This window comes from Enterobacter cloacae complex sp. S3, assembly GCF_014930495.1.
Lineage (GTDB): Bacteria > Pseudomonadota > Gammaproteobacteria > Enterobacterales > Enterobacteriaceae > Enterobacter > Enterobacter asburiae_B.
The window spans coordinates 82,505-96,195 of record NZ_JADBRD010000022.1; the positions used below are offsets into that span (position 1 = coordinate 82,505).

Below are 13,691 nucleotides of genomic sequence, written 5' to 3' on the forward strand. Positions count from 1 at the left end.
AATTACAATCTACTGACCTGCCGCACGCAGAGTGCTTGATCCCCGGGAGACTCCGGTTAAAATCTCGCGGTTTTGGGACTTCTTTATAATAATTGTGCGGGATCACGACAATGAAAAAAGTGGCATTCGTGGGCTTCGGCCTGATGGTTGTATCTGCGGCGGCTAACGCCATCAGCATTAACGGCTCGGCGGGTCAGGATTATACCCACCTGGGCTTTGGCATGGGTACCGAGACTTCCGGCCTGGCGATGACCGGCGGCTGGACGCATAACGATGACGACGGCGACGCGGCCAGCCTCGGCCTGGGTCTGAACGTTCCTCTTGGCCCGTTCCTGGCCACCTTTGGCGGTAAAGGTATCTATACCAACCCAAATGACGGTGACGAAGGGTACGCGGCGGCAGTGGGCGGCGGTCTGCAGTGGAAAATTGGCGACAGCTTTGGCCTGTTTGGTGAGTACTATTATTCGCCGGACTCCCTCTCAAGCGGTATCGAAAGCTATGAAGAGGCCAACGCCGGCGCGCGCTGGACCATCATGCGCCCCATTACCATCGAAGCGGGCTATCGCTATCTGAACCTGGCCGGCAAAGACGGCAACCGCGACAACGCGCTGGCCGACGGCCCGTACGTGGGCGTCAGCGCAGGCTTCTAATCACTCCGGCGCGGCGTTCTGTCGCGCCAGTTTCTCTCTTCTCCACCCCGCGTTTGCGCTATAGTGTTTTGACCAAATAAGCGGGAGAACATAATGATTAACGTGGAGATGTTATCCACCGGCGACGAAGTGCTGCATGGACAAATTATTGATACCAATGCTGCCTGGCTTGCCGATCTTTTCTTTGAGCAAGGATTACCGTTAACGCGCCGCAATACGGTGGGCGACAATCTTGAGTCGCTGGTCGCTATTCTGCGCGAGCGCAGCGAACACTGCGACGTGCTGATTGTGAATGGCGGACTCGGCCCCACCGGTGACGATCTCAGCGCGCTGGCCGCCGCGACCGCAAAAGGCGAAGGGCTGGTGCTGCACGAGGCGTGGCTTTCGCAGATGGAGCGCTTTTTCTCCGAACGCGGCCGCGTCATGGCCCCCAGCAACCGCAAACAGGCTGAAATTCCCGCCAGCGCCGAGCTGGTCGATAACCCGGTGGGTACCGCGTGCGGGTTTGCCATGCAGCTGAACCGCTGCCTGATGTTCTTCACGCCGGGCGTGCCCTCAGAATTTAAAGTGATGGTCGAGCAGCAGATCCTGCCGCGCCTTCGCGATCGTTTTACCCTGCCTGAACCGCCGCTGTGCCTGCGTCTGACCACCTTTGGCCGCTCGGAAAGCGATCTGGCCCAGAGCCTTGACCCTCTCCCGCTGCCGCCGGGCGTCTCCATGGGCTACCGCTCCTCCATGCCGATCATTGAGCTCAAGCTGACAGGTCCGGCCGAGCAGAAAGAGGCGATGCTGGCCCTGTGGCCCGAGGTGCAGCGCGTGGCGGGCGAAAGCCTGATCTTTGAAGGGACGGAAGGGCTGCCCGCGCAGATTGCGACGCATCTGCAGTCGCGTCAGCTGAGTGTGACCTTAAGCGAGCAGTTCACCGGTGGCCTGCTGGCGCTGCAGCTGTCGCGCGTCAACGCGCCGCTGCTGGCCAGCGAAGTGGTGCCGTTCCAGCAGGAGACCCTGGCGCAGACCGCCCGCTGGGCTTCCGAGAGAAGGGTGAAGCATTTTGCCGGTCTGGCGCTGTTTGTCGGGGGGCTGGACGAGGAACACCTTAACTTCGCGCTGGCAACGCCGGAAGGCACCTGGGCCCTGCGGGTAAAAATGAGCATCGCCCGCCACAGCCTGGCGGTGCGTCAGGAGGTTTGCGCCATGATGGCGCTGAACATGCTGCGCCGCTGGCTGAATGGCAAAGAGGTTGCCAGCGAGCACGGCTGGATTAACGTTGTCGAGTCGCTGTTCGTGGAGTAAAACCTTGGCCGGGGCGTTTCGCCCCGGCCGTGTTCAGCCCAGCGCCTTCGCCAGCAGGGTGACTGGATGTTCGCAGCGCTTGCTGGTGGACATCTCAATCTGCCACTTGCAGGTTTCGCAGTCCGTTACCACGATATCCGCGCCGCTCTCTTCAATCTGACGGAACAGCGGGGCGCCAATCGCCTGCGACGTTTCGTAGTTTTCACGCTTAAAGCCGTAGGTTCCCGCAATCCCGCAGCAGCGCGAATCCAGCACCGTCAGCTCCAGGCCCGGAATTAACCGCAGCAGCTCAAGCGTATAGAGCGACCAGCCCATTTTCTCCATATGACACGGCGTGTGATACACCACTTTCAGGGGCAATTTCCCCAGCGGCAACCTCTGCCCGCTATCGAGCTTGCGCCACAGGAAGCGTGTCGCCAGCTCGATGTGCTCGCGCAGGCCGGTATTATCCACGTCCAGCAGATGCGGGTACTCATCGCGCAGGGTGAAGGTACAGGTGGACGAGGTCGCCAGCACCGGAATACCTTTATCGACAATCGCTTCGCGCAGTGACGTGACATTGCTCTGAGCCTGCCTGCGCGCTTTATCGGTAAACCCGTTGGCGATCAGCGGTACGCCGCAGCACTTCTCTTTGTTCAGTAGCTGAACGCCCGTTCCCATGGCGTTCAGCACTTTCAGCAGATCTTTACCCAGCTGCGGGTGGTTGTAGTTCACATAGCAGCCGTGGAAAAAAGCCACCTGGTCGGCGTACTGCGCCTGCTCCGCCGCGACGGATTTGTACCAGCGGCGGAAGGTGCCGTGAGAATATTTCGGCAGGCTGCGGTGATGGTCTATCTTCAGCGTGGCATCCAGCAGCTGGCGCACCGGTTTGAGAGAGGTCGCGGCATTCACGATGGGGGCAAAGGGCGTCGAGACGCTGCCCATCAGATCGGTATGGCTCAGAATAGCGTCACGCAGCGTCGGCTTTTGCGTGCTGTAGCGCGCCCGGGCGCGCTGGATGATATCGCCGATTTTCACATCCGACGGGCAGGCGACTTCGCAGCGTTTGCAGTTGATGCAGTATTTCAGCGCCTCGTCGTACAGCTTGCCGTCCTTCAGGCGCAGACGCTCGCCGTCCGGTCCGGCCTGCTTTGGTCCGGGATAGCGTGGGTTCACGCCGCTCACCGGGCAGACGGTGGTACACACCGTGCATTTAATGCAGCTTTCAAAACGGGTATCGTTCATTGTTCAGCCTCCGTGCGCTGGCTAATCTGCTCTGCCACATACAGCGCCGTGACGGCGCAGACCCCGCCACCGCATCCCTGGGCAATGGGATCGTACCCGCCCAGCAGCGAGCCGATGGCAAAAAGATTACTGACGGGCTTACCGGAAAGTTGCGGATGCAGCTGGTTATCGACAATCACGCCGAACTGCTGCCAGGGCTGCGGCGAGAAGAAATCACTTTGATACCAGTCCGCGCGGGAGGCACGCTGGCGAACATCCAGCCCCATAATGGCTTCCCGGATGCCCTCCCGGCTGCTCAGCAGCCCGTTGCTGAAGAAGCTGCCGCTTGCCAGAACCGTAAAGCGCGCGCGAAGCGGAATATCGTCGTGGTTGCGCGTCCAGATTTCGCTGACCGCGCCGTCGGTCAGGGTGATTTTTTTCACCTCATCACCCGCCATCCACACGCCGCCCTGCGCGACAAACTGGCGCTGGAGCTGGGTATGCAGGCGAATGCCGGGGACGGAAGGGGGCAGGGTTGGCAGCAGGCCGAGCGAGCAGGGCAGACGATCCGAGAGCCAGCGCCAGAGCCGGTTGTCGCGTAAACCAAAGCAGGCGGGCATCAGCAGGGCGTCACAGCTGTCGCTGAGCGGTCTGAGTGCGTCATACAGCAGCGGCCATTTGTCCTCGTCATCCAGAAAACGGGCGATATTCACCGCGCGAAATTCGCTCGGGTTGTCGCGCAGGACATCAAGCTCAGGCAGCTCTATCTCTGCCGTTTCGGCATTGACGCCCTGGCGACAGAGCGACGCTGCCGCGAGATGGGGCTGAAAATCCAGAAAGCCGCTAATGCCCACGACCCGCACGCGCGCGGCGTTGAAGGGAGCAACGGGCACTTCTTCCGGGCTGAGCCAGGCAGAGCGCAGGGTGCCGAGCGGCGTGACGCGCTGGTGATTGAACCGGGCGCTTCCCTTCAGACGCGCGCCGCAGTCCGCCAGCAGCGCTTCGGTTTCCAGCGCAAAGCGGTCAATATGCTGGGCGCCAATCAGGTGATACGGGTGCTCCGGCGGCAGCTTATCGCGGTACGCTTCGTCCACCAGATCCAGCGAGCCCGACGAGAAGTGCAGGGCGCTCTGGCCCCGGGTGATAATGGCGCAGCGCAGCCCCTGCTTCGTGAGCTTGATGCCGCAGAGCAGGCCTGCCAGCCCGCCGCCGACGATTACGGTATCAAATTTCATCGCGTTGCTCCTTCTCAAGACCGCAAAGCCCCTGGTAGACCCAGCGGGTAAATTCGCTTTCGCGCAGGGCATCGCCCCAGGCGACAGGCTGAATGCCTTTCCAGCGCTCGTTTAAAAACGCGCTGAGCTGATCGAGCGACTGGGTGGCGGTGGTGGTATGAAAACGCTGCAGCAGCCCGGCGGCACGACAGGCGCACAGCTCGCCCTGACAGGTACCCATTCCCACGCGGGTGCGGCGACGAAGATCGAGCAGGCTTGTGACCGTCAGGCTCTCCACCGCGTACTGCACCTCACCGGCGGTGACGGCTTCGCACTCGCACACCAGGCTGCGGCTCAGGCGTCCTTCACCGAGCCACTGCGGCGTTCTGTCGCCGTGGCGGTAGATAGCGGATCCCCGCAGCGGCGCAGGCAGGGAGATAATTTTTTGCAGCGTTTTTTCGGTGGACTGCCGCGAGCCGGGCAGGGGCTGGTCTGCCGTCACGCACCGTTCGGTATTGCCCAGCTTGCGGCAGACGGCATCGGTCGCCCACTCGGCCATCAGGCGGTAGGTCATCAGCTTGCCGCCGGTGATAGTGATAAACCCGTCCATGCCGTCGCGTTCGGCGTGATCGAGCAGCACGATGCCCCGGCTGACGTTACGTCCGCTCGGGTCGTTGTCGCTGGCAACCAGCGGACGCACGCCCGCGTAGGCGCGCAGAATACGCGTCTGCGCCATCACCGGGGCCAGTTTTTCCCCTTCGCGCAGCAGGACGTCGACCTCTTCGGCGGTCACGCGGTTGTAGTCAATCTCGCTGTAGTCGACGTGGGTTGAGGTGGTACCGATTAACGAAATGGTGTCGCCCGGGACGAGGATATCGGCGTCGGACGGTTTGCGGCAGCGGTTAATCACGTTGTTATTGATGCGGTGGTCGAGGATCAGCAGCGAGCCTTTTGCCGGGAACATGCGTACCGACAGGTCCGCGTATTCCGCGATGCGCTGCCCCCAGATCCCCGCCGCGTTGACCACCACGGCGGCATACAGCTCGCTGTGTTCGTTGTACTGCGTATCAAGGATCCGCACGCCGCAGATGCGATGACCTTCACGGATAAGCCCGGTCACTTCGTGCCCGGTCAGAATGTTCGCGCCATGCTCGCGGGCGTCCAGCATATTGGCGGCCGTCAGGCGGAAGGGGTCAACGGTGCCGTCAGGCACTTTCACCGCGCCGATAAGCGCCGGGTTAACCGACGGTTCCAGCCGCCGCGCCAGCGCCGGGTCCATGGCCTCAGCCTGAATGCCCGCCGCAGTGCAGGCGGTAATAAAGGTGTCCTGAAAGGCGAGGTCATCTTCGGGAAGGGTAATAAAGAGGCCGTCGGTCGGCTCAATGCAGTGGCGGGCGATACGCTTGAGGATCTGGTTTTCAGCAATACATTCGCGTGCGGATTCACCGTCGGTAACCGCATACCGCGCGCCGCTGTGCAGCAGGCCATGGTTACGCCCGGTTGCGCCCGTGGCGATATCGTGGCGCTCCAGCAGCGTGACGCTTAAGCCGCGAAGGGCGCAGTCGCGTGCGATCCCGGCGCCGGTTGCGCCACCGCCAATGATTATCACATCGCTGTAGCGAGGATCGTGAATGGTCATTGTTTACCCTCTATGTTCGTTTTTTTATCATTTAGCCATACCAATAGTGTGGTTTGTTTGATTTCGAACATAAACGCGCGAAATTCGAAAGTGGAACGTGATTTCATGCGCTTTTTTGCGCATTCTGTCATATTTCTGTAACAATCTGTGCGTTGATTCACAGTAACAATCACCGTGATTTCTTAACATCCCCGCCTCTGGAATTCAGGTGCGAGCCACCTGCCCATTCAATTCAAGGCCACGGAGGCTGTTATGCTCAGTATCTTCAAACCTGCGCCGCACAGGGCGCGTCTGCCAGAGGCAGAAATTGATCCGCTATACCGCCGTCTGCGCTGGCAAATTTTCCTGGGGATCTTCTTCGGGTACGCGGCGTACTACCTTGTACGTAAAAACTTCGCGCTCGCGATGCCGTATCTGGTGGAGCAGGGCTTCTCCCGCGGCGATCTGGGGTTCGCGCTGTCGGGGATCTCAATCGCCTACGGTTTTTCCAAATTCATCATGGGGTCGGTATCGGATCGCTCGAATCCGCGCGTGTTCCTGCCCGCCGGTCTGATCCTGGCGGCCGCGGTCATGCTGTTCATGGGCTTTGTGCCGTGGGCGACGTCCAGTATTGCGATTATGTTCGTGCTGCTGTTCCTCTGCGGCTGGTTCCAGGGGATGGGATGGCCGCCGTGCGGACGCACCATGGTGCACTGGTGGTCGCAGAAGGAACGCGGCGGCATCGTGTCGGTGTGGAACTGCGCGCATAACGTGGGTGGCGGTATTCCGCCGCTGCTGTTCCTGCTGGGGATGGCCTGGTTCAACGACTGGCACGCTGCGCTCTATATGCCTGCCTTTGGCGCCATCGTCGTGGCGATTATCGCTTTCGCGCTGATGCGCGATACGCCTCAGTCCTGCGGCCTGCCGCCGATTGAAGAGTACAAAAACGACTATCCGGATGATTACAGCAAGGAGCACGAAGAAGAGCTGACCGCAAAACAGATCTTCATGAAGTACGTCCTGCCGAACAAGCTGCTGTGGTACATCGCGGTGGCGAACGTGTTCGTTTATCTGCTGCGCTACGGCATTCTGGACTGGTCCCCGACCTACCTGAAAGAGGTGAAGCACTTCGCGCTGGATAAGTCCTCCTGGGCCTATTTCCTGTATGAATATGCCGGGATCCCGGGCACGCTGCTTTGCGGCTGGATGTCGGACAAGGTGTTTAAAGGCAACCGCGGCGCGACGGGCGTGTTCTTTATGACCCTGGTCACCATCGCGACCGTTGTTTACTGGCTCAACCCGCCGGGCAACCCATCAGTAGACATGGCCTGCATGATCGTCATCGGCTTCCTGATTTACGGTCCGGTGATGCTGATCGGTCTGCACGCGCTGGAGCTGGCGCCGAAAAAAGCGGCAGGCACGGCGGCAGGCTTTACCGGTCTGTTCGGCTACCTGGGCGGTTCGGTCGCGGCGAGCGCCATCGTGGGCTACACCGTTGACTTCTTCGGCTGGGACGGCGGCTTTATGGTGATGATCGGCGGTAGCGTGCTGGCGGTATTGCTGCTCATTGTGGTCATGATCGGTGAGAAACGTCACCACGCGGAAGTGCTGGCGCGTCGTCAATAAGGAGCATTGCGATGAAATTGTCTTACGTAACAACCGGCCTGCTGCTGGCGGGCCTGATGACAGGCTCCGCGCTGGCGGCGGATAAAATCGTTATTGCCCACCGCGGCGCCAGCGGCTATCTGCCGGAGCATACGCTCCCGGCGAAGGCGATGGCCTATGCCCAGGGCGCGGATTATCTGGAGCAGGATCTGGTAATGACCAAGGACGACCAGCTGGTCGTCCTGCATGACCACTATCTGGACCGCGTGACGGACGTGGCGGAGCGTTTCCCGGACCGCGCGCGCAAAGATGGTCGCTACTACGCCATTGATTTCACGCTGGCGGAGATCCGTTCCCTGAAGTTTACCGAAGGCTTTGAGATTGAAAACGGCAAGAAGGTGCAGGTCTATCCGGGACGTTTCCCGATGGGCAAGTCTGACTTCCGGATCCATACCTTCCAGGAAGAGATTGAGTTTGTTCAGGGGCTGAACCACTCAACCGGTAAAAATATCGGCATCTACCCGGAGATCAAAGCGCCGTGGTTCCACCATCAGGAAGGCAAAGACATTGCCGCGAAGACGCTGGAGGTGCTGAAACAGTACGGCTACACCAGCAAGAAGGACAAAGTTTACCTGCAGTGTTTTGACGCCGCCGAGCTGAAGCGCATCAAAACCGAGCTGGAGCCGAAGATGGGGATGAACCTCAATCTGGTGCAGCTGATTGCCTATACCGACTGGAATGAAACCCAGGAGAAGCAGCCGGACGGCAGGTGGGTGAACTACAGCTACGACTGGATGTTTAAGCCGGGCGCGATGAAGCAGATTGCGCAGTACGCCGACGGCATCGGACCGGATTACCACATGCTGGTGGCGGAAGGCTCAGCGCCGGGCCACGTGAAGCTGACGGCGATGGTGAAAGAGGCGCACGCCAGCAGGATGCAGGTGCATCCGTATACCGTGCGTGCAGACCAGCTGCCGCCGTATGCCACGGACGTGAATCAGCTTTATGAGGTGTTGTATAACCAGGCGGGCGTGGACGGACTGTTTACGGATTTCCCGGATAAAGCGGTCGAATTCATTCACCGGAAGTAGGTTTGGCAGGTCGGGTAAGGCGAAGCCGCCACCCGACAATCAGGCTCTGCGGCCTGATACCCTCACCCTAACCCTCTCCCACCGGGAGAGGGGATAAGGACAACATCACATCTCGATCTCTATATCGCCTTTTGCCCGGCAGCAGCAGGGCAAAATTTCCCCTTCGTTGATAAAGGCCAGTGGCTCGGTCAGCCAGTCCACCTGGCCGGCGACCAGACGGCAGCGGCAGGAGCCGCAGTAGCCGGAACGACACTGGTACTCTACTTCTACCTGATGCGCCTCAAGCGCCACCAGCAGAGAAGGGTGCTCCTCCCGACACAGTACCTCAGTGCCGGAAAGACGTAGCGTGACGCGTGACATCAGAGCTGGAAGTTGCTCAGGTCGTCGGTGTTGACTTCAGAATCAATCTGACCGACCAGATAAGAGCTGACTTCCACTTCCTGCGGCGCAACCTGCACGTTATCGGACACCAGCCAGGTGTTGATCCACGGGATTGGGTTAGAGCGCGTCTGGAACGGCAGGTCAAGACCGACGGCCTGCATGCGGATGTTGGTGATGTACTCAACGTACTGGCACAGGATGTCTTTGTTCAGGCCAATCATGGAGCCGTCACGGAACAGGTAGTCTGCCCACTCTTTCTCCTGCTGAGCCGCCAGCACGAACAGGTCGTAGCACTCCTGCTTGCACTCTTCGGCGATTTCCGCCATCTCCGGATCGTCCGTACCGCTGCGCAGCAGGTTCAGCATGTGCTGGGTACCGGTCAGGTGCAGGGCTTCATCGCGGGCGATCAGACGGATGATTTTGGCATTGCCTTCCATCAGCTTGCGCTCGGCAAAGGCGAAGGAGCAGGCGAAGCTCACGTAGAAGCGGATCGCTTCCAGGGCGTTAACGCTCATCAGGCACAGGTACAGCTGTTTTTTCAGCGCGCGCAGGTTCACGGTGATGGTTTTACCGTTCACGTTGTGCGTACCTTCGCCCAGCAAATGCCAGTAGCTGGTCATCTCGATCAGCTCGTCGTAGTAGTGGGCAATGCCTTCCGCGCGCTTCTGGATCTGCTCGTTGGTGACGATATCGTCAAACACCATAGCCGGATCGTTCACGATGTTGCGGATGATGTGGGTGTAAGAGCGGGAGTGGATCGTCTCGGAGAACGCCCAGGTTTCCACCCAGGTTTCCAGCTCAGGAATGGAGATCAGCGGCAGCAGCGCCACGTTCGGGCTACGACCCTGAATGGAGTCCAGCAGCGTCTGGTACTTCAGGTTGCTGATGAAGATATGTTTTTCGTGATCCGGCAGCGACTGGTAGTCAATACGGTCGCGGGAGACGTCCACTTCTTCCGGGCGCCAGAAGAAGGAGAGTTGCTTTTCAATCAGCTTTTCGAAGATGTCATATTTTTGCTGATCGTAGCGTGCCACGTTGACCGGCTGGCCGAAGAACATCGGCTCTTTGAGCTGGTCGTTTTTCGTCTGTGAAAAGGTGGTATATGCCATGAGTGTGTCCTGTCTTACGAAATAAAGGCGGGGATATCCCCGCCCTTCATTAGATCTTACATGCGCCGCTTTCGCAGCCATCGTCCTGAATTGACGGTACCATGTCGTCCTGCGCGTCTTCCGCACCGTCACGGGTGTTGTGATAGTACAGCGTTTTCACGCCAAATTTGTAGGCGGTGAGCAGGTCTTTCAGCAGCTGCTGCATCGGTACCTTGCCGGACGGGAAGCGCGTCGGGTCATAGTTGGTATTGGCAGAGATCGACTGGTCGATAAACTTCTGCATGATACCCACCAGCTGCAGGTAGCCGTCGTTGTTCGGCATTTCCCACAGCAGCTCGTAGTTATTACCCAGCGTTTCGTAATCCGGTACCACCTGACGCAGCACGCCGTCTTTCGACGCTTTGATGCTCACGTGGCCGCGCGGCGGTTCAATACCGTTGGTGGCGTTAGAGATCTGCGAAGAGGTCTCGGACGGCATCAGGGCAGAGAGCGTGGAGTTACGCAGGCCGTGGGTCTTGATGGACTCGCGCAGGCCTTCCCAGTCGAGGTGCAGCGGCTCGCTGACGATCGCATCCAGGTCTTTCTTGTAGGTGTCGATTGGCAGAATGCCTTTCGCGTAGGTGGTTTCGTTGAACCACGGGCACGCGCCTTGCTCTTTCGCCAGCTCGTTAGAGGCTTTCATCAGGTAGTACTGAATCGCTTCGAACGTCTGGTGCGTCAGGTTGTTAGCGCTGCCGTCTGAGTAACGCTTGCCGTTTTTCGCCAGCCAGTAGGCGAAGTTGATCACGCCGATACCCAGGGTACGGCGGCCCATTGCACCGCGTTTAGCGGCCGGGATTGGGTAATCCTGGTAGTCCAGCAGGGCGTCGAGCGCGCGAACCGCCAGCACCGCCAGCTCTTCCAGCTCGTCCAGGCTCTTAATTGCGCCCAGGTTGAACGCGGAAAGCGTACACAGCGCGATTTCACCGTTTTCGTCGTTCACGTCTTCCAGCGGTTTGGTCGGCAGGGCGATCTCCAGGCACAGGTTAGACTGGCGCACTGGCGCAACTACTGGATCAAACGGGCTGTGGGTGTTGCAGTGGTCCACGTTCTGGATGTAGATACGGCCGGTTGAGGCACGTTCCTGCATCATCAGGGAGAACAGGTCTACCGCCTTCACGCGCTGCTTGCGGATGCTGTCGTCTTTTTCGTATTTGGTGTACAGACGCTCGAACTCGTCCTGATCGGCAAAGAACGCGTCATACAGGCCCGGAACGTCGGACGGGCTGAACAGGGTGATGTCTTCGCCTTTCAGCAGACGGGTGTACATCAGCTTGTTGATCTGCACGCCGTAGTCCATATGGCGCACGCGGTTGCCTTCCACGCCGCGGTTGTTTTTCAGAACCAGCAGGCTTTCCACTTCCAGGTGCCACATCGGGTAGAACAGGGTCGCAGCACCGCCGCGCACGCCGCCCTGAGAGCAGGATTTTACTGCCGTCTGGAAGTGTTTATAGAACGGGATACAGCCGGTGTGGAACGCTTCACCGCCGCGAATCGGGCTGCCCAGCGCACGGATGCGACCGGCATTGATGCCGATACCGGCACGCTGGGAGACGTATTTCACGATGGCGCTGGAGGTGGCGTTGATGGAATCCAGGCTGTCACCACACTCGATCAGTACGCAGGAGCTGAACTGACGGGTTGGGGTACGCACGCCAGACATGATTGGCGTCGGCAGAGAAATCTTGAACGTGGATACCGCATCGTAGAAACGCTTCACGTATTCCAGACGGGTGTCACGCGGGTAGTTAGAGAACAGGCAGGCGGCCACCAGAATATAGAGGAACTGGGCGCTTTCGTAGATCTCACCGGTTACACGGTTCTGAACCAGGTATTTGCCTTCGAGCTGCTTCACCGCCGCGTAGGAGAAGTTCATGTCGCGCCAGTGATCGATAAACCCGTTCATCTGCTCGAACTCTTCTTCCGTATAGTCTTCCAGCAGATGCGTGTCGTATTTGCCCAGTTCAACCATTTTCACGACGTGATCGTAAAGCTTCGGCGGCTCAAACTGGCCGTAGGCTTTTTTACGCAGGTGGAAAATCGCCAGACGTGCAGCGAGGTACTGATAATCCGGTGCTTCGCGGGAGATGAGGTCTGCCGCTGCTTTAATGATTGTTTCGTGGATATCAGACGTTTTGATGCCGTCGTAGAACTGAATGTGGGAACGCAGTTCAACCTGGGAGATAGATACGTTGTTCAGTCCTTCTGCTGCCCAGTCGAGAACTCGATGGATTTTGTCCAGATTGATACGCTCGGTAGTACCGTCGCGCTTTGTCACCAGCAGACTCTGATTCATGTGGGTTTTACCTGTCCGTGAAATAAAAAATATCCCCCGTTTATCCACAGATCCGTCTTGTGACTAACTCTGTGGATAAATACTACATGTAGGGGGTTTGCGATAAGAAAAACGCTATATGGTGAGTATTCTAGTATCGAATCTTTTCAGCACAAGGGTTGATTTTGGCGTTAAATTGAGGTTGTGAAAGGGTAAAAAAGGCTAAGTCCTCGTACCGTAAGGCCTGGAAGACATGTCAATAATTAAGAAAAAAAATTCAAAATTTGATCGAGTGCTGATTTCTTCAACGGGAGGTCAGAATTGCGCAACATGATGTCGCGCAATCTTTATAAGAATAACGAATGACGTTAGTCGTTTTTGGCGGTGGTATGCAACATATAGTTAACATCTACGCCCGGTGCGAGCTTGAATTTATCGGTCAACGGATTGTAGTGCAGGCCGGTGATGTGCTGCTCTTTGAGCCACGTCTGGTCAACCCAGCCTAACAGTTCCGCAGGCTTGATGAATTTCTTCACGTCGTGCGTCCCTTTCGGCACCATGCGCAGCACATACTCCGCGCCGACAACGGCCATCAGCCAGGCTTTACCGTTACGGTTGATGGTTGAGAAGAAGACCTGGCCGCCCGGTTTCACCAGTTTTGCACAGGCGTGCACCACCGACTGCGGATCGGGAACGTGCTCCAGCATCTCCATGCAGGTCACCACATCGTACTGATGGGCGTGTTTTGCCGCGTGCTCTTCCACGGTTTCCTGCACGTATTCCACCTGAATGCCGGACTCCAGCGCGTGAAGGCGGGCCACCTGGAGCGGTTCAAAGCCCATATCCAGGCCTGTAACATTCGCCCCTTCGCGCGCCATGCTCTCAGCCAGGATGCCGCCGCCGCAGCCGACGTCGAGCACTTTCTTACCGAACAGACCGCCGGAACGCTCCGCGATATAGCCCAGACGCAGCGGGTTAATGCGATGCAGCGGTTTGAACTCACCTTCGAGATCCCACCAGCGGGACGCCACCGCTTCAAATTTGGCAATCTCTTCGTGGTCAACGTTGTGAGCCACCGGGGATTTTTCGGCATTCATGGGCGCTTTTACTCCTTATTTAGCAAGACAAAGGAGTATATCAGGCAATCCCCGTGAATAAAGCGTATAGGTTTACCTCAATCACCTCGGCTGTGTTATAATTTGCGACCTTTGAA

11 protein-coding genes are annotated in these 13,691 nt (G+C 58.5%); 4 read left to right on the forward strand and 7 right to left on the reverse strand.

The features are described from left to right. Positions 1 to 110: 110 nt before the first annotated feature. Together IM317_RS14475 and IM317_RS14480 are read left to right on the forward strand one after the other, a co-directional pair. A complete protein-coding gene (locus tag IM317_RS14475; protein ID WP_033146069.1) occupies positions 111 to 650 on the forward strand; it encodes a YfaZ family outer membrane protein in 540 nt (179 codons plus the stop codon). Positions 651 to 743: 93 nt separating this feature from the next. Then, a complete protein-coding gene (locus tag IM317_RS14480) occupies positions 744 to 1,943 on the forward strand; it encodes a nicotinamide mononucleotide deamidase-related protein YfaY (RefSeq protein WP_033146068.1) in 1,200 nt (399 codons plus the stop codon). A gap of 33 nt (positions 1,944 to 1,976) precedes the next feature. Here IM317_RS14480 and glpC read toward each other — a convergent pair whose 3' ends face one another. The 3 genes from glpC to glpA are packed head-to-tail and all read right to left on the reverse strand — an operon-like array spanning position 1,977 to position 5,999. Continuing rightward, complete coding sequence (glpC, locus tag IM317_RS14485) at positions 1,977 to 3,167, reverse strand: anaerobic glycerol-3-phosphate dehydrogenase subunit GlpC (protein ID WP_033146067.1); 1,191 nt, start codon at positions 3,165 to 3,167, stop codon at positions 1,977 to 1,979. After that, a complete protein-coding gene (glpB, locus tag IM317_RS14490; RefSeq protein WP_033146066.1) occupies positions 3,164 to 4,381 on the reverse strand; it encodes a glycerol-3-phosphate dehydrogenase subunit GlpB in 1,218 nt (405 codons plus the stop codon). Before glpB ends, glpC begins: the two co-directional genes overlap by 4 nt. Beyond that, entirely contained in the window at positions 4,371 to 5,999 is a 1,629-nt protein-coding gene (glpA, locus tag IM317_RS14495) for an anaerobic glycerol-3-phosphate dehydrogenase subunit A (protein WP_033146065.1), read from the reverse strand. The genes glpB and glpA overlap by 11 nt, the downstream gene beginning before the upstream one ends. A gap of 252 nt (positions 6,000 to 6,251) precedes the next feature. Here glpA and glpT point away from each other — a divergent pair, with 252 nt between their 5' ends. Together glpT and glpQ are read left to right on the forward strand one after the other, a co-directional pair. Continuing rightward, positions 6,252 to 7,604 (forward strand): glycerol-3-phosphate transporter, encoded by a 1,353-nt coding sequence (glpT, locus tag IM317_RS14500; RefSeq protein WP_032659131.1) that lies wholly within the window; start codon positions 6,252 to 6,254, stop codon positions 7,602 to 7,604. Positions 7,605 to 7,615: 11 nt separating this feature from the next. Next, positions 7,616 to 8,674, forward strand: coding sequence for a glycerophosphodiester phosphodiesterase (gene glpQ, locus IM317_RS14505; RefSeq protein ID WP_033146064.1), 1,059 nt, complete (start codon positions 7,616 to 7,618; stop codon positions 8,672 to 8,674). Between the two features lie 105 nt (positions 8,675 to 8,779). Here the strand turns inward: glpQ and yfaE are convergent, their stop codons facing one another. The 4 genes from yfaE to ubiG all read right to left on the reverse strand — a co-directional run bounded on the left by yfaE (position 8,780) and on the right by ubiG (position 13,575). After that, positions 8,780 to 9,034, reverse strand: coding sequence for a class I ribonucleotide reductase maintenance protein YfaE (gene yfaE / locus IM317_RS14510; RefSeq protein ID WP_023294104.1), 255 nt, complete (start codon positions 9,032 to 9,034; stop codon positions 8,780 to 8,782). Then, positions 9,034 to 10,164 carry a class Ia ribonucleoside-diphosphate reductase subunit beta gene (gene nrdB, locus IM317_RS14515; RefSeq protein WP_033146063.1) on the reverse strand — a complete coding sequence of 377 codons (1,131 nt, stop codon included), beginning with the start codon at positions 10,162 to 10,164 and terminating at the stop codon, positions 9,034 to 9,036. The genes yfaE and nrdB overlap by 1 nt, the downstream gene beginning before the upstream one ends. A gap of 49 nt (positions 10,165 to 10,213) precedes the next feature. Then, positions 10,214 to 12,499, reverse strand: a complete 2,286-nt coding sequence (gene nrdA, locus IM317_RS14520; RefSeq protein ID WP_023312513.1) for a class 1a ribonucleoside-diphosphate reductase subunit alpha — start codon at positions 12,497 to 12,499, stop codon at positions 10,214 to 10,216. 347 nt (positions 12,500 to 12,846) lie between these two features. Further along, positions 12,847 to 13,575 carry a bifunctional 2-polyprenyl-6-hydroxyphenol methylase/3-demethylubiquinol 3-O-methyltransferase UbiG gene (gene ubiG / locus IM317_RS14525; RefSeq protein WP_029740919.1) on the reverse strand — a complete coding sequence of 243 codons (729 nt, stop codon included), beginning with the start codon at positions 13,573 to 13,575 and terminating at the stop codon, positions 12,847 to 12,849. Positions 13,576 to 13,691 lie beyond the last annotated feature (116 nt).

Excerpts from the sequence above, each read along its gene's own strand:
- nrdB (WP_033146063.1), bottom strand. The coding sequence starts at position 10,164 with ATGGCATATACCACCTTTTCACAGACGAAAAACGACCAGCTCAAAGAG.
- nrdA (WP_023312513.1), bottom strand. The coding sequence starts at position 12,499 with ATGAATCAGAGTCTGCTGGTGACAAAGCGCGACGGTACTACCGAGCGT.
- glpB (WP_033146066.1), bottom strand. The coding sequence starts at position 4,381 with ATGAAATTTGATACCGTAATCGTCGGCGGCGGGCTGGCAGGCCTGCTC.
- glpT (WP_032659131.1), top strand. The coding sequence starts at position 6,252 with ATGCTCAGTATCTTCAAACCTGCGCCGCACAGGGCGCGTCTGCCAGAG.
- glpQ (WP_033146064.1), top strand. The coding sequence starts at position 7,616 with ATGAAATTGTCTTACGTAACAACCGGCCTGCTGCTGGCGGGCCTGATG.
- IM317_RS14475 (WP_033146069.1), top strand. The coding sequence starts at position 111 with ATGAAAAAAGTGGCATTCGTGGGCTTCGGCCTGATGGTTGTATCTGCG.
- glpC (WP_033146067.1), bottom strand. The coding sequence starts at position 3,167 with ATGAACGATACCCGTTTTGAAAGCTGCATTAAATGCACGGTGTGTACC.
- glpA (WP_033146065.1), bottom strand. The coding sequence starts at position 5,999 with ATGACCATTCACGATCCTCGCTACAGCGATGTGATAATCATTGGCGGT.
- ubiG (WP_029740919.1), bottom strand. The coding sequence starts at position 13,575 with ATGAATGCCGAAAAATCCCCGGTGGCTCACAACGTTGACCACGAAGAG.
- IM317_RS14480 (WP_033146068.1), top strand. The coding sequence starts at position 744 with ATGATTAACGTGGAGATGTTATCCACCGGCGACGAAGTGCTGCATGGA.
- yfaE (WP_023294104.1), bottom strand. The coding sequence starts at position 9,034 with ATGTCACGCGTCACGCTACGTCTTTCCGGCACTGAGGTACTGTGTCGG.